Source organism: Brevundimonas sp. FG128, assembly GCF_057809775.1.
In genome coordinates this window covers 329,093-343,540 of sequence record NZ_JBMDKP010000001.1, presented here as the reverse complement: position 1 = coordinate 343,540, position 14,448 = coordinate 329,093, and the positions used below count along the sequence as shown (strand labels likewise).

Here is a 14,448-nt window from a genome sequence, read left to right as displayed (position 1 = left end):
TGCTTTCAGGGCCGTCGGGAGAGGAAACAGGGACAACGGCAGGACGCGGACCTTCGACTTCTGCATCCAGCCCCGCAAACCAGATTGCCTTTGTCTCGCTGATAGGATTTCTAACGGCGATGGCCCGTTCCCTGCTCCCGCTCAACGCCCTCCGCGCCTTCGAGGCCGCCGCGCGTCACCTGAACTTCTCGCGCGCCGCCGACGAACTGTCGGTGACGCCCGGCGCGGTCAGCCAGCAGATCCGTCTGCTGGAGAACATCGTGGGCGGGCCGTTGTTCGTGCGCGAGGCGCGGGGCCTTCAGCTGACCGATCTGGGTCGATCCTCCGTGCCGCTGCTGCGCGAGGGGTTCGAACGGCTGATGGACGCTTCGGCCCTGTTGCGCGAGCCGCCGCGCCGCAAACAGGTGTCGATCAGCGTGGCGCCCGGCTTCGCTTCCAAATGGCTGATGCCGCGCATGGACGACTTCCACACCGCTCACCCGGAAATCGAGCTTTGGATCTCGGCCGACATGGAGCCGGCCGACCTGACCGAGGGCAAGGTGGACTTGGCCGTCCGTTATGGCCCCGGCGACTATCCGGGCCTGACGGTCGATCGGCTGATGACAGAGACGGTCCTGCCCGTCTGCGCGCCGTCGCTGATGGATGGCGACAAGCCCATTCGCAAGCCGGGCGACCTGATCGGCCATACCCTGTTGCACGACATGTCCAATGACGGCGACCCCAGCCGCCCGGACTGGGCCATGTGGCTGAAGGCGCGCGGCATTCGCCATCCCGATCCGCGTCGGGGATCGCGTTTCAACCAGTCGGGGTTGCTGATCGAGGCCGCCATATCGGGACGCGGCGTGGCCCTGGCCAAACGCACCCTGGCCCAGGCGGACCTGGCGTCGGGGCGGCTGGTGGCGCCCTTCCCCGACGGGTCGGAAGCGGTCGGGTTCGCCTATTACGTCGTCCAGCCCCGCGACCGCCCGCCGTCGCCCAGCGCGACCGCCTTCGTCGGCTGGCTGAAGAAACAGGCCGTTGATCACGACAATACGATGGGTCAGCTGTAGGCTCAGGCCTCATATTGAAAAGGACATCCGCCATGGCTGACGAAAAGGCCCCGCGCCTCGCGGTCCTGATCGACGCGGAGAACGCCTCCGCCCGCATCGCCGAGGCGCTGTTCAACGAGATCGCCACCCTGGGCGAGGCCTCGGCGCGGCGCATCTATGGCGACTTCGCCAGCCCGCAGATCGCCGGCTGGACGCGGGTCTTGGCCCGTTTCGCCATCCAGCCCCAGCAGAATTTCGCCAATACCAAGGGCAAGAACTCGGGCGACATCGCCCTGGTCATCGATGCGATGGACCTGTTGCATTCGGGGCGCTTCGACGGCTTCTGCCTGGTGTCGTCGGACGCCGACTTCACCCGGCTGGCCGCGCGCATCCGCGAGGAAGGCGTCGATGTCTATGGGTTCGGCGAGCAGAAGACGCCCGAAAGCTTCCGCCAGGCCTGCACCCGCTTCATCTATACCGAGAACCTGATCGCGCCTGTTCCGGTCGACGCCGGCGCCAAGTCGCCCGTGGCCGAGGCGCCGGCGACCAAGCGCAAACCATCGGAAGCGGCGCGCCTTATTGCTGCGATCATCGCCGACATGGACGAGGACGGCGACGGCTGGGTGGCGGTGGGCGGTATCGGCAATCGGCTGCGCAACGCCTATCCCGACTTCGACCAGCGCACCTACGGCTACGCCAAACTGTCGGACCTGATCCGCGCGACCGGCCGGTTCGAGGTGGAGACGGGCGAGCGCGGCGCGATGCGGATTCGCGACCGCGCCTGAGGACGTTAGGCGCGGACAGCCTGACTGGCGGACACGCCCAGGGCCTGAAGCGCGGCGGCGGCGATGTGGTCAGCGTTCAGACCGGCCTGGGCGTACATGGCCATCGGCGCATCCTGATCCTGGAAGACGTCGGGCAGGTTCAGGGTGCGGATTTTCAGCCCGCCGTCCAGCGCGCCCTTCTCGGCCAGCAGTTGCAGCACGAAGGCGCCGAAGCCGCCCATGGCGCCTTCCTCGACCGTGATCAGAGCCTCGTGCTCGCGCGCCAGACGCAGGATCAGGTCGGCGTCCAAGGGCTTGGCGAACCGGGCGTCCGCCACCGTCGCCGACACGCCCTTGGCCGCCAGCATGTCCGCCGCCTTCAGCGATTCCTGCAGGCGGGTGCCCAGGCTGAGGATGGCGACCGAGGTCCCCTCGCGCACGATCCGGCCCTTGCCGATCTCCAGCGGGGCGGCGAGCTCGGGAATCTCAACGCCCACGCCGTCGCCGCGCGGATAGCGGAAGGCGCTGGGCCGGTCGTCGATGGCCAAGCTGGTCGAGATCATCGCCGCCAGCTCCGCCTCGTCGGCGGCGGCCATCAGCACCATGCCGGGCAGCGCGCCCATGAAGCCGATGTCGAACGACCCGGCATGGGTCGCCCCGTCCGATCCGACCAGACCCGCACGGTCCATGGCGAACCGCACCGGAAGAGACTGGATCGCCACATCGTGCACCACCTGGTCGTAACCGCGTTGCAGGAAGGTGGAATAGATGGCGCAGACCGGCTTCATCCCGTCCGCCGCCAGCCCGGCCGCGAACGTCACCGCATGCTGTTCGGCGATGCCGACATCATAGGTGCGCTCAGGGAACGCCTGACCGAATAGGTCCAGCCCCGTGCCCGACGGCATGGCCGCCGTGATCGCCACGATCGAAGGATCGATCTTGGCGTGTTTGATCAGCTCGGTCCCGAACACCTTGGTGTAGCTGGGCGTGTTGGAGATGGCCTTGGCCTGTTTGCCCGACACCACGTCGAACTTGACCACGGCGTGCAGCTTGTCGGCGCTGGATTCGGCGGGGGCGTAGCCCTTGCCCTTCTGCGTCACGACGTGGACCAGGACTGGCCGGTCCTCGATGGCGGCCGCCTTCTTCAGGATCGGCACCAGATTGTCCATGTCGTGCCCGTCGATGGGACCGACGTAGTAGAAGCCCAGCTCCTCGAAGAAGGTGCCGCCGGTGACCATGCCGCGCGCATATTCCTCGGCCTTCTTCGCCGCCTTGCGGAACGGGCGAGGCAGGTGCTGGGCCACGGATTTCCCAAGCCGCCGGACGTTCTGATACGCCCCGCCCGACACCAGACCGGCCAGATAGGCGCTCATCCCGCCCACCGGGGGTGCGATCGACATGTCGTTGTCGTTCAGGATGACCATCAGTTGGCCGCTGGTCGCCTCGGCCGCATTGTTCATCGCCTCATAGGCCATGCCGGCGGACATGGAGCCGTCGCCGATGACGGCCACGACACGGTTCTTCTCGCCCTTCTGATCACGCGCGGCGGCGAAGCCAAGGGCGGCGCTGATCGAGGTCGAGGCGTGGGCGGCGCCGAACGGGTCGTATTCGCTCTCGCTGCGCTTGGTGAAGCCCGACAGGCCGCCGCCCTGGCGCAGGGTGCGGATGCGGTCGCGCCGTCCGGTCAGGATTTTATGCGGATAGCACTGATGCCCGACGTCCCAGATCAGGATGTCCTTGGGCGTCTCGAACACGTGATGAAGCGCCGTCGTCAGTTCGACCACGCCCAGGCCTGCGCCCAGATGGCCGCCCGTCACCGACACCGCATCAATCGTCTCGGCCCGCACCTCCTGCGCCAGCTGTTTCAGCTGGGCGATGTCGAAGCTCCGCATGTCGGCGGGAAACTTGACGGTGTCGAGCAGGGGGGTGTCGGGCATCAACCGAAAAACCTTGGAAGTCTGATTGATCAACCCGAAGGTCGGATCAACGTTTCGTATCAGGACCGGCGCTTTAGCACAAAGTCCACGCTGGCCCTGAGGATTTCGGCCTCGTGACCAAAGGGTTCGAGGTGGGATCGGGCCTGGGAAGCCAAGTGTGCGACCCTCTGCCGCGCCGCATCCAGCCCCAGCAGGGTGACGAAATTGGTCTTGCCCAGGGCGGCGTCCTTACCGCCCGCCGCCTTGCCCATTTCCTCGGCCGACCCTTCGGCGTCCAGCAGGTCGTCGACGATCTGATAGGCCAGGCCGACGTCGTGGGCGAAGCTGATCAGGGCGTGCTGATGCGACATCGACGCGTCGGCGATGATCAAAGGAATCTCGAAGGCGTAGGCGAACAGGGCGCCGGTCTTCAGCCGCTGCATCCGGGCCACGCCGCCCAGGTCGTCGCGCACGCCCAGCAGGTCGATCATCTGGCCGCCCGCCATGCCCCGTGCGCCGGACGCCAGCGACAGGCGCGCCGCCAGTTCGCACCGCACGGCCGCGTCGTCGTGGGTGTCCTCGTGCAGGATGATGTCGAAGGCCGCGGTCTGAAGCGCATCGCCCGCCAGCACCGCCGTCGCCTCGTCATAGGCGCGGTGGACGGTGGGGCGGCCCCGGCGCACGTCGTCGTCGTCCATGCACGGTAAGTCGTCGTGCACCAGGCTGTAGGCGTGGACGCATTCCAGGGCGCAGGCGGCGCGCAGCACCGACCGCTCGTCGATGTCGAACAGACGCGCGGCCTCCAGCGCGAAGAAGGGCCGCAACCGCTTGCCGGGCCCGAGCGCCGCATAGCGCATCGCCTCGGTCAGCCGCGATTCCGGGCCTTCCGCGCGCGGCAACAGCTCGTCCAGCGCGACCGTGACCAGGTCCGCGACCTCGCCCACGCGGTCGATCACCGCCTGCTCGGGCGAATTGGCGGCGATGACGCGGTTCAAGACGACCAGCCGGCCGTGCGCGGGCTGACGCGGCGAAGGCTCATTCGAACGACGCCGACTCGACGCCTTTGGCCTGGCCGTCGGGTCCGACCACGATCTTCTCGACACGCAGTTGCGCCGCCTTCAACCGCGCCTCGCAGTGGGCTTTCAGCTTGGCGCCCTCTTCGTACAGGGCGATGGATTCCTCCAGCGGCGCCTGGCCGGACTCCAGCCGGGACACGATGGTCTCCAGGCGCTGCAGGGCGTCTTCGAAGCTGAGATCGGCGGGGATGGGGGCGGCGGTGTCGGTCATGGGGCGGACCCTAAAGGCCCGCTCGTGCCGCATCAACGCCGGATGCGGCTATCGTTTCTCGTAACGCCGCTGCGACCAGTATTTGAAGCCCTGGTTCTGGACCAGTTTCCAGCCATCCGCCTTCAGCGCGCGACCGACCATATGGTTGAAATAGCCGTGGGCGAAGACCAGCACGTCCTGACCGCCTTCGGCCCGGTCGATCAGTTTCTGCGCCGCGAGCTGGGCGCGGGCCTCGGCCTGGGCGCGGGTTTCCTGGCCGTCATGGTGATCGAAGGCGTGCCACCAGAAGCGCGACACCACGCCCCACCATTTCGGCGACAGCTTGATCCATTCCGGCACCGGCGGCGGCGGCAGGGGCGCCTCGATGAACATCACGTCCGACATCACCTCGCGCCCGGCGGCGACGGCGGCGGCGGTCTCCTGCGCGCGCTGGCGCGTCGAGGCGTAGATGGCGCCGGCGCCCTGGGCCGTGGCGACCAGCTCGGCCGGCGGGGTCTGACCGGCCAGCAGCCCGCCGATCTCGTATTTCGCCCACCAGTCGCCGTACTGGCGCGCCGTGATCAGGCATTTGCGCGACAGGGCCGGCTCGCCGTGGCGCGTCAGGGTGATGGCGCCGGGCCGCACCGCCGTAAGCGCGCCGGAGGGCGCTGACGCGGGCGCCGGGAGCGCGGCGTTTTCGGTCGAATCGAGGGACAGAGCTGGGGCTGACATGACGAGCGGACGGGCCTTTGGTTTCAAGGCGTTAAGCGTCCTAGTCCTCCCCGAGCGCGGCGACGTGGGCGACCGCGGAGCGGCCTAGTCCTTCAAGGTCGTAACCGCCCTCGAGCGCCGATACAACCTTGCCCGCACACGTCTTTCGCGCGACCTCCAGAACGGCGCGGGTCGCCCAGGCGAAATCCTCGGCCTCCAGCGACTGATGCGCCAGCGGATCACGGCGATGCGCGTCGAATCCGGCCGAGATCAGGATCAGGTCCGGGCGAAACGATTCCAGCGCCGGCATCAGCCCGCCGGCGAAGGTCGCCCGCCAGGTCTCGCGCGCCGCATGGGGCTCCACCGGAGCGTTGACGATATTGCCGACGCCCGTCTCCGACGCCGCGCCGGTGCCGGGATAGAGGGGCATCTGATGGATGGAGGCCAGGAACAGGCTGTCGTCAGCCTGAAACGCCGCCTGGGTGCCGTTGCCGTGGTGAACGTCGAAATCCACCACCGCCACCCGCGCCATCCCCTCGAACTGAGCCACGCGCGCCGCAATGGCGACGGACGAGAACAGGCAAAAGCCCATCGCCTGGTCGGGCTCCGCATGATGTCCCGGCGGCCGCACGGCGGCGAAGGCGCGGTTCATCTCGCCCCGCGCCACGGCCCGGACCGCGTCGATCGCCGCCCCCGCCGCAAGCCGCGCCGCCGGGACGCTGCCGGGCGACAGCACGGTGTCGGCGTCAAGCTGGATCATCCCCTCGACCGGCGATGCGTCCAGCAGGCGCGCGACATAGGCTGCCGGATGCACTCGCTCCAGATCTTCGACCTCGGCCGGCGTCGCCCCGCGTCGGTCGCCCGCGAGCCCTGCGTCAGCCAAGGCCTCCAGCACCGCCTTCAGCCGCTCGGGACTTTCAGGATGGCCTGCGCCCGGCGCATGGGTCAGCATCGACGGATGGGTGAAGATCGGCAGAGGGTTCATGGCGGGTTGATCATTTCTCAGATGCGCCTTGCGGCCAGCCTATCGCAAGCCGATTTGCAAGGCGACGAAACAAGCCCGAGGAGATCGTCATGAAGGCCATCGGCACGACCGGCCCCCGCCCCGCGACCGACCCCGCCGCCCTGGTCGCCTTCGAGGCGCCCGAACCGATCCTGCGCCCACGCGACCTGCTGGTTCAGGTCAAGGCCGTCAGCCTGAACCCCGTGGACACGAAGGTGCGCGCCAGCCGCCAGCCCGAGGAAGGCCAGACAAGCATCCTGGGTTATGATGCGGCCGGCGTGGTGATCGGCGTCGGCGACGACGCCAGCCTGTTCAAGGTCGGGGACGAGGTCTTCTATGCCGGCCAGATCGACCGGCCAGGCTCCAACGCGGAACGCCAGGCTGTGGACGAACGAATCGTCGGCCCCAAGCCCAAGTCCGTGACATTCGCAGAGGCCGCCGCCCTGCCCTTGACCGTCATCACGGCCTGGGAGCTGTTGTTCGACCGGTTGAAAGCCGGCAAGGACGAGGACGAGAGCCTGCTGATCGTCGGCGGCGCCGGCGGCGTCGGCTCGGCCCTGATCCAGATCGCCCGCGCCGTCACCAGCTTGCGTGTCGTGGCCACCGCCTCGCGTCCCGAAACCCGTCAATGGTGCCTGGACCTGGGCGCCCACGCGGTGATCGATCACTCCGGCCCGATCGACGACGCCCTGACGGCGGCCAGCGAGCGCGCGCCGAAATATATCGCATCCCTGACCCACACACAGGCCCATTTCGAAGCCCTGGCCCGCGCGCTTGCGGTGCAGGGCGTGATCGGCGCCATCGACGACTTCAAGGGGCTGCCGGTCGAACTGCTGAAGCAGAAGGCGGCCGGCTTCGTCTGGGAGTTCATGTTCACTCGACCGGTGCAGCAGACCCCCGACATGATCGAACAGCACAGGTTGCTGACGGAGGTTTCGCGCCTGGTGGACGCCGGCGCCGTCCGCACCACCCTGACCGAAAACCTCGGCGTGCTGTCGGTCGAAAATCTGCTTGAGGGTCACCGCCGGCTGGAAAGCGGCGCGACCATCGGCAAGATCGCGCTGGACGGCTTTTGATGTCAGCCTTTATGGGCGGATCATGACCGAGATCGTGATCCGCCCTGCCCGCCTCGACGACGCCGCTGCCTTGGGCGCCCTGGGCCGCCAGACCTTCATCGACACCTTCGTCGAGGGGTTCGGCATTCTCTATCCCGAGGCCGATCTGAAGGCCTTCCTGGACGCCAGTTTCGATCCCGAGCCGACGCGGAAAAAACTCGCCGAACCAGGTTGCGCCTGGTGGGTGGCCGAGCGAAACGGCGAACTGCTGGCCTTCGCCAACGCCGGCCCGAACGGCCTGCCCCATCCAGAGGCCCAACCGGAGCATATGGAGTTGCGCCGCCTGTATGTGTCCAAGGCCGCGCAGGGTCTGGGGCTGGGCACGAAGCTGCTGACCCTGTCGCTGGACTGGATGCAGGCCCACACCCAAGGCCCGCTGTGGATCGGCGTCTGGAGCGGCAACGAAAAGGCCCAGCGCCTTTATGCCGCCTACGACTTCGAAAAGGCCGGGGAATACGACTACCCCGTCGGCGCCTGGCGCGACCATGAGTTCATCTTGCGACGCGGATAGACTATGTTGTCGATATGACCCGCGCCGAATTGCTGGAAAAGCTGCGCGACCTGAAGCCCTGGCTCGAAGAGCAAGGCATTGTGAACCTGCGCCTGTTCGGCAGCTACGCCCGCGATGAGGCCGGACCGGACAGCGATGTCGATCTGTTGGTGGACTTGTCGCAACCGCTGGGTTTGCGGTTCTATAGCCTCGCCGAGGAATTGACGGACAAGGTCGGCAAGGAAGTTGACCTCCTTACGTCGAAGGGCCTCCGCAACCCCCACGTTCGCGCGTCCGCGTTGAGGGACTGTGTTGAGGTCTGACCGCGCAGATCGCGGCCTTTTGGCGGATATCCGCGAATCGACCGACTTGATTGCGCGCTACATCGACGGACTTTCATCCGACGCGTTCGAAGCCGATTCTCTGCGACGGGACGCGACGGCTTTTAGGCTTTTGATCATCGGAGAGGCCGCAGGAAAGTTGTCATCTGCCGTCACTGGAAAGCTCCCTGACATCGACTGGCGCGGCATGTTGGGCCTTCGTCACCGATTGGCGCACGATTACGGATCAACCGACTTCAGCGTCATTTGGGCCATCGCCAGCATTGAAGTGCCCCGTTTGGCGCAAGCGCTCGAAAACCTCTGATGCTCCTGCCCTTCTTCACCGCCCTGCGCGACGCCAAGGTTCCGGTGTCGATGAAGGAATGGCTCCATCTGATGGAGGCCATGGATCGCGATCTGGCCGGACGCGAGGTCGAGACCTTTTATCACCTGTCGCGTGCGGTGCTGGTCAAGGACGAGAAACACTATGACCGGTTCGATCAGGTGTTCGGGACCGTGTTCAAGGGGGTGGAGTCGGTCGGCGCGGGCGAGGATCTGACCACGGACATCCCTGAGGATTGGCTGCGGCTGCTGAACGAGAAATACCTGACCGACGAGGAGAAGGCCCAGATCGAGGCGTTGGGCGGGTTCGACAAGCTGATGGAGACGCTGAAACAGCGGCTGGAGGAGCAGCACGAACGCCATTCCGGCGGCTCGAAATGGATCGGTACGGGCGGGACCAGCCCCTTCGGCCACGGCGGCTATAATCCCGAAGGCGTGCGCATCGGCGGGCACGGCAAGCATGGCCGGGCGGTCAAGGTGTGGGAGAGGCGCGAGTTTCGGAACCTGGACGACACGGTCGAACTGGGCACGCGCAACATCAAGGTGGCCCTGCGTCGTCTGCGCCGGTTCGCGCGCGAGGGGGCGGCGGAAGAACTGGACATCGACGGCACGATCGACGGCACGGCCCGCCAGGGCTGGCTGGACATCCGGATGCGGCCAGAGCGTCGCAACACGATCAAGGTCCTGCTGTTCCTCGACATCGGCGGCTCGATGGACGGCCATATCAAGCTGGTGGAGGAACTGTTCTCGGCCGCCAAGACCGAGTTCAAGAACCTGGAGTTCTTCTACTTCCACAACTGCCTTTACGAGGGCGTCTGGAAGGACAACCGACGGCGGCACACCGAGCGGATCGCGACCTGGGACCTGCTGCACAAATACCCCGGCGACTGGCGGGCCATCTTCGTCGGCGACGCGACCATGTCCCCCTATGAGATCACCATGCCCGGTGGCTCGGTCGAGCACTGGAACGAGGAGGCCGGCGCGGTCTGGATGAAGCGGGCGCGTCAGCAATGGGACAAGTCGATCTGGCTGAACCCGGTTCAGGAACGCTACTGGAACTACACCGCCTCCGTCGGCCTGCTGCGCGAGGTGATGGACCAACGCATGTTCCCCCTGACCATCGAGGGGCTCGACAAGGCGATGCGGGCGCTGACAAGGTAGGGTCGGGATCGGGGCGAACGCCGCCGCCGACAGCACCCAGGGGCTTCAACGATGATCGCCGCCGTCTTCGCCTTGGTTCTTTTGCAGCAATCCGCCCCGACGGTCGTCTGGGATACGCCTGCGCCGGAGCCGGTCGTCGCGGCGCAGGCGCCGGTCCATCATTCGGTCCCGGCATGGGGCATCGCCGATCCCTTCGGCTTCGAACGCGCCCGCTGCAGCCCGCTGGTGCGCGGCGCCAAGTCGATGGAGGCCTGCCAGGCCGAGGTGCGCGAACAACTGGCTCTGGCGCTGGGACCGGACCTGCCCGAGGCCCTGCGTCCCGCCGGCATGGCGGGGGATTGCCAGATGACGCAGGCGGCGGGGAACGGCTCGGCCTATTCGGTTCAGTGCGGGCCTCAGTCGCGTGCAGCGACGGCGCCGTCCGCCCTGCGCGAGATGGACTGCCGTCCACGCCCGGTCGAGGGGGGCTTCAGTTCGGAGTGCCGTCCGGTCGACGCTGAAAGCAAGGGCCTGTCCCTCACCCTCTGGGGCGACAAGGACAAGGATTGAGCGCAAATGAAAACGCCGCCCGCTTTCGCGGACGGCGTTTTCGATCATTTATCGGGTTGGATCAGGCCTTATCGCGGAGGCTGTCCTTGACGCCGCCGACGGTGTTCTGGACCTTGCCTTCGACCTGATCGGCCTTGCCTTCAGCCTGCAGCTTGGAGTCGCCGGTCACCTTGCCGGCCGTTTCCTTGATCTTGCCGCCCATGTTCTTGGCGGCGCCTTCGATACGGTCATGATCAGCCATCGGTTGTTTCCTTGTTCCGGCTTCGCCAGGACGGCGTCGCTAGTCGAGGAATAAACGAGAAAGCAGAAGGGCTTGTTCCGTAAGGCCTAGCTTGCGCGACGCAGCCACACCGCCACTGCCCAGGCATGGGCGTCGTGACGCAGGCGCGACAGGGCGAAGGTCGGATCCAGCCAGACGAGGGTGTGATCGTCCTCGCATTTGGCATCCGGATTTTCGGCCGTGACCGTCGCGGTCCAGAAGGCGCCGATGTTGTTCACCGGTTCATTCGTCGAACGCAGGAAATACTGGCTGGCCTCGGCGATGCGGTTCAGCGGTGCGATGGTCAGCCCCGTCTCCTCGACGAACTCGCGGATCAGGGCCTGAACCTCGGTTTCCTCGCCGTCGATCCCGCCGCCGGGCAGATCGAAATAGGGGCCGGTTTCGCGCTCCACCCGCACGCTAGCGATCAGCCCGTCGCGCGCGACGATGCCGAACGCCGTCTTGCGATGGCGGTAATCCAGGGTGGGTTTGCGAACGCCGAACTGCAGCATGATGCGCTATCGCCCCTAGAGGTCGAAAGCCATCCGCGCACGCACGCCCTTGTGCGCACCGTCGAACTCGACGGCGGAGCGCAGGCCCGACGCCATGGCGGAAATGATCTTGCCGCCCAGACCCGTGCCCTTGGGCGTTCCATCGCCCATGCCGGGGCCGTCGTCCTCGACAGTCAACGCCACGCGGTTCTCGCCTTCGCGCCGCAGATGAATGCGGATTTCTCCGCCCTGCCCCGGCGCATAGGCGTATTTGACGGCGTTAGTGACCAGTTCGGTGACGATGACGCCGATGGAGACGGCCTGGTCGGTCGTCACGGACAAGGGCGCGGCGTCCAGCGTGAGGCGCGGCGAGCCGCTGTCCGGCCCGATGGACTTGGACAGCTCGTCCATCAGCCCTTCGAGGTATTCGTCCATGGCCACCTGGCTCATGTCCCCGGAGGTGTAGAGGCGGCGATGGACATGGGCGACCGCCTCGATGCGGGCCTGCGATTCCCGCAGTGCATCCTTGGCGCCCTGGTCGGTCATGTGGCGCATCTGCAGCGACATGAAGCTGGACACCAGCTGCAACGAATTGCCGACGCGGTGATTGACCTCGCGCAGCATCGCCTCGGCCCGGTCGCGGGCCAGCCGGATTTCCTCCTGGGCCAGGTCGTTCTCGCGTTGCAGCCGGCGGCGCAGCACGGCGTCTTCCAGCGCCGAGCGCAGCAGGGAGGTGAAGTCCTCCGACACGTCCTTGATGACATAGTCGGCCGCGCCCGCGCGCAGCGCCGCCACCGCGATCCGCCCCTCCTGCGCGCCGGTCACATAGACGACCGGCGGCGGCGCGTTCAGCGCCATGATCTCGGGCAGCACGTCCAGGCCGTCGCGCGTCGGCATATAGTGGTCCAGGGCGCAGACATCGTAGTCATTCTGGCGCAGCAGCTCCATCCCCGCGTCCCCATCAGGGGCGCAGGTGACGGCGAAGCCGTGACGCCCCAGCTCCTTTTCGACCAGCCGGGACAGGCCCCGGTCGTCGTCGATATAGAGCAGGCGGATGAGCGGGCGCGTCTCGATCACTCGATCTCCGGCGCCTGGATGACGGACAGGAACAGGCCCAGCTGACGGATGGCGCCGGCGAAAGATTCATAATCGACCGGCTTGGTGATGTAGACGTTGCATCCCAAGTCGTAGCAGCGCTGGATCTCGACCTTGTCGTCGGTCGTCGTCAGCACCACGACGGGCGCGCGCTTCAGACGGTCGTTGCCCTTCACCTTCTCCAGGATGTCGGTGCCCGACATGTCCGGCAGATTCAGGTCCAGCAGGATCAGCAGCGGGCCGTTGGCCAGGATCTCGTCGCTGAACAGATAGTCGAGCGCCGCGCCGCCCTCATCGAAATGCTTGATTTCGTTGTTGATATTGGCCCGGCGGATGTTCTTTTCGATCAGCTTGGCGTGGCCATGATCGTCTTCGACCATGATGATTTTGACGGGTTGCGTCACAGCGCGCCTCCGGGTTCCGACAGAATGAGTCGTTTGGGGAATTTCAGCAGGAAAGTCGAGCCCTTACCGAGCTCGGACTCCACGTCGATGGTGCCGCCGATACGGCGCACGCTGTTCCTGACGAAGGCCAGTCCCAGGCCTTCGCCCGACCGGTCCTGCTTGCCCGACCGGCGGAACAGTTCGAAGATTCGCTCATGGTCGCGCGGGGCGATGCCGCGGCCGTTGTCGGCGACGCGATAGACGACCCAGCCGCCCGCCACGTCCTCGCCCGAGACGACGATTTCACCAGGGCGATCCGCATCCAGATATTTCACGGCGTTGTCGATCAGATTGCCGACGATCTGCTCCATCGACAGACGGTCGCTCTCGATGTCGGGCAGGGCCTGCACTTCGATCCGCGCGCCTGAAGCCTCCGTCTGGTGGTGGACGCTGTCGGCGACAGCCTGGGCCATGGCGGTCATGTCCAGCGGTTCGGGCAACAGGTTGCGGCGGCCCTCGCGCGACAGTTTCAGGATGGCGTTGATCAGCCGGTCCATCTTCTCGGTCGAGGCGCGGATGAAGCCGATGGCCTCGGGCATGTCCTCGCGTACCGCCATGACCACATTGGGATCGACCGTCCTGTGGGTCTCGGCTTCCTCGATCGCCTGGTTGATGACCTTGCCGGCCTGCTCCAGTTCGGAGGTGTAGCCCATGACATTGACCAAGGGGGCGCGCAGGTCGTGGCTGACGATATAGGCGAAGCGCTGGATTTCCTCGTTGGCCCGCATCAGGTCGCCGGTCCGCTCGCGCACCTTATCCTCCAGCCCGGCGTTGACCGCATCCAGAGCCGTGCGGGCGCTCTGGATTTCGGCGACATAGCGACGGACCATCCAGGCCGACAGCAAGGCCAGCACGATCACCAGCACGCCCGTCATGGCGTTCATGATCACCGTCAGCAGGCCGAATTGTTCGGACGTCCGCGTCCGTTCCGCGATGCGGTCGGACTTGATCGCGTCGAAGGCCTCCACGGCCGCGCGCAGCCTGTCCATATACAGTTTGCCTTCGCCAGAGCGGACGGCCTGGATCGCCTGCCCGATCCGCCCCTCCTGAGCCAGGACGAGGGTTCCATCCATCTCGGCCCATTTTTCGTCGGCGTGACGGTGGATGAGGGCGATCGGCGCCTTCAGCGTGGGATCCTCGACGGCGCCCTGGTCAAGGAAGGCCAGCGCCGGCTCCAGTTCCGCCCGCGCCTCCCGGTACGGCTGAAGGAAATCGCTGCGCCCGGTAAGCAGAAAGCCACGCTGGGCGGTCTCGGCGTTTAGCATCGCGATCAGAAGCGTGCGCGATTCCCTACGCATGCGTTGGGCGTGTTCGATGGTGTCGTTCACCGCCGCCGTGCGCTGGATCATTACGAACGTCGTCACATTGACCACGATCAATAGCCCGAAGGCCAGGATCAACATGGCTGAAATCGATCGCGCGAGCGACGGCGTGCGGGTGAAATCGCGGAATCGCGACCAGTGGGACCGAGGGCTGGGCGTCATGGCGACGAAGC

Annotated in this window: 18 protein-coding genes; 8 read left to right on the top strand and 10 right to left on the bottom strand. The window is 66.4% G+C overall.

The window, feature by feature from the left end:
* The first annotated feature begins 119 nt into the window (after nucleotides 1–119).
* Both gcvA and ACODSC_RS01745 read left to right on the top strand, forming a co-directional pair.
* Nucleotides 120–1,049: a transcriptional regulator GcvA gene (gene gcvA, locus ACODSC_RS01750; RefSeq protein WP_488811236.1), complete on the top strand. Its 930-nt coding sequence runs from the start codon at nucleotides 120–122 to the stop codon at nucleotides 1,047–1,049.
* A gap of 32 nt (nucleotides 1,050–1,081) precedes the next feature.
* Nucleotides 1,082–1,813: an NYN domain-containing protein gene (locus ACODSC_RS01745; protein WP_488811234.1), complete on the top strand. Its 732-nt coding sequence runs from the start codon at nucleotides 1,082–1,084 to the stop codon at nucleotides 1,811–1,813.
* A 5-nt stretch (nucleotides 1,814–1,818) separates the two neighbouring features.
* Here the strand turns inward: ACODSC_RS01745 and dxs are convergent, their stop codons facing one another.
* From dxs to ACODSC_RS01720, 5 genes are all read right to left on the bottom strand, one after another.
* Entirely contained in the window at nucleotides 1,819–3,732 is a 1,914-nt protein-coding gene (gene dxs / locus ACODSC_RS01740; protein WP_488812134.1) for a 1-deoxy-D-xylulose-5-phosphate synthase, read from the bottom strand.
* 56 nt (nucleotides 3,733–3,788) lie between these two features.
* Nucleotides 3,789–4,664: a polyprenyl synthetase family protein gene (locus ACODSC_RS01735; RefSeq protein WP_488812132.1), complete on the bottom strand. Its 876-nt coding sequence runs from the start codon at nucleotides 4,662–4,664 to the stop codon at nucleotides 3,789–3,791.
* 79 nt (nucleotides 4,665–4,743) lie between these two features.
* Complete coding sequence (locus ACODSC_RS01730; RefSeq protein ID WP_488811232.1) at nucleotides 4,744–4,995, bottom strand: exodeoxyribonuclease VII small subunit; 252 nt, start codon at nucleotides 4,993–4,995, stop codon at nucleotides 4,744–4,746.
* A gap of 48 nt (nucleotides 4,996–5,043) precedes the next feature.
* Nucleotides 5,044–5,706: a histidine phosphatase family protein gene (locus ACODSC_RS01725; RefSeq protein ID WP_488811230.1), complete on the bottom strand. Its 663-nt coding sequence runs from the start codon at nucleotides 5,704–5,706 to the stop codon at nucleotides 5,044–5,046.
* A 40-nt stretch (nucleotides 5,707–5,746) separates the two neighbouring features.
* Nucleotides 5,747–6,670 carry a histone deacetylase family protein gene (locus ACODSC_RS01720; protein ID WP_488811228.1) on the bottom strand — a complete coding sequence of 308 codons (924 nt, stop codon included), beginning with the start codon at nucleotides 6,668–6,670 and terminating at the stop codon, nucleotides 5,747–5,749.
* A gap of 89 nt (nucleotides 6,671–6,759) precedes the next feature.
* Here ACODSC_RS01720 and ACODSC_RS01715 point away from each other — a divergent pair, with 89 nt between their 5' ends.
* From ACODSC_RS01715 to ACODSC_RS01690, 6 genes are read left to right on the top strand one after another with little or no spacing between them, the layout of a single operon-like run.
* The gene (locus ACODSC_RS01715; protein ID WP_488811226.1) at nucleotides 6,760–7,764 is read left to right on the top strand and encodes a zinc-binding alcohol dehydrogenase family protein; all 1,005 of its coding nucleotides are present in this window, start codon (nucleotides 6,760–6,762) and stop codon (nucleotides 7,762–7,764) included.
* A gap of 22 nt (nucleotides 7,765–7,786) precedes the next feature.
* A complete protein-coding gene (locus ACODSC_RS01710) occupies nucleotides 7,787–8,314 on the top strand; it encodes a GNAT family N-acetyltransferase (protein WP_488811224.1) in 528 nt (175 codons plus the stop codon).
* A 14-nt stretch (nucleotides 8,315–8,328) separates the two neighbouring features.
* Nucleotides 8,329–8,616 carry a nucleotidyltransferase family protein gene (locus tag ACODSC_RS01705; RefSeq protein ID WP_488811223.1) on the top strand — a complete coding sequence of 96 codons (288 nt, stop codon included), beginning with the start codon at nucleotides 8,329–8,331 and terminating at the stop codon, nucleotides 8,614–8,616.
* 19 nt (nucleotides 8,617–8,635) lie between these two features.
* Nucleotides 8,636–8,938: a HepT-like ribonuclease domain-containing protein gene (locus tag ACODSC_RS01700; protein WP_488811221.1), complete on the top strand. Its 303-nt coding sequence runs from the start codon at nucleotides 8,636–8,638 to the stop codon at nucleotides 8,936–8,938.
* Entirely contained in the window at nucleotides 8,938–10,116 is a 1,179-nt protein-coding gene (locus tag ACODSC_RS01695; RefSeq protein ID WP_488811219.1) for a vWA domain-containing protein, read from the top strand. Before ACODSC_RS01700 ends, ACODSC_RS01695 begins: the two co-directional genes overlap by 1 nt.
* Before the next feature lie 51 nt (nucleotides 10,117–10,167).
* Nucleotides 10,168–10,665 carry a hypothetical protein gene (locus ACODSC_RS01690; RefSeq protein WP_488811217.1) on the top strand — a complete coding sequence of 166 codons (498 nt, stop codon included), beginning with the start codon at nucleotides 10,168–10,170 and terminating at the stop codon, nucleotides 10,663–10,665.
* 61 nt (nucleotides 10,666–10,726) lie between these two features.
* Here ACODSC_RS01690 and ACODSC_RS01685 read toward each other — a convergent pair whose 3' ends face one another.
* From ACODSC_RS01685 to ACODSC_RS01665, 5 genes are all read right to left on the bottom strand, one after another.
* Complete coding sequence (locus ACODSC_RS01685; RefSeq protein WP_488811215.1) at nucleotides 10,727–10,906, bottom strand: CsbD family protein; 180 nt, start codon at nucleotides 10,904–10,906, stop codon at nucleotides 10,727–10,729.
* Between the two features lie 86 nt (nucleotides 10,907–10,992).
* The gene (locus tag ACODSC_RS01680) at nucleotides 10,993–11,436 is read right to left on the bottom strand and encodes an NUDIX domain-containing protein (protein ID WP_488811213.1); all 444 of its coding nucleotides are present in this window, start codon (nucleotides 11,434–11,436) and stop codon (nucleotides 10,993–10,995) included.
* 15 nt (nucleotides 11,437–11,451) lie between these two features.
* The gene (locus ACODSC_RS01675) at nucleotides 11,452–12,492 is read right to left on the bottom strand and encodes a sensor histidine kinase (RefSeq protein ID WP_488811211.1); all 1,041 of its coding nucleotides are present in this window, start codon (nucleotides 12,490–12,492) and stop codon (nucleotides 11,452–11,454) included.
* Nucleotides 12,489–12,914 (bottom strand): response regulator, encoded by a 426-nt coding sequence (locus tag ACODSC_RS01670; protein WP_463435847.1) that lies wholly within the window; start codon nucleotides 12,912–12,914, stop codon nucleotides 12,489–12,491. The genes ACODSC_RS01675 and ACODSC_RS01670 overlap by 4 nt, the downstream gene beginning before the upstream one ends.
* Nucleotides 12,911–14,356 (bottom strand): sensor histidine kinase, encoded by a 1,446-nt coding sequence (locus ACODSC_RS01665; RefSeq protein ID WP_488811208.1) that lies wholly within the window; start codon nucleotides 14,354–14,356, stop codon nucleotides 12,911–12,913. Before ACODSC_RS01665 ends, ACODSC_RS01670 begins: the two co-directional genes overlap by 4 nt.
* Nucleotides 14,357–14,448 lie beyond the last annotated feature (92 nt).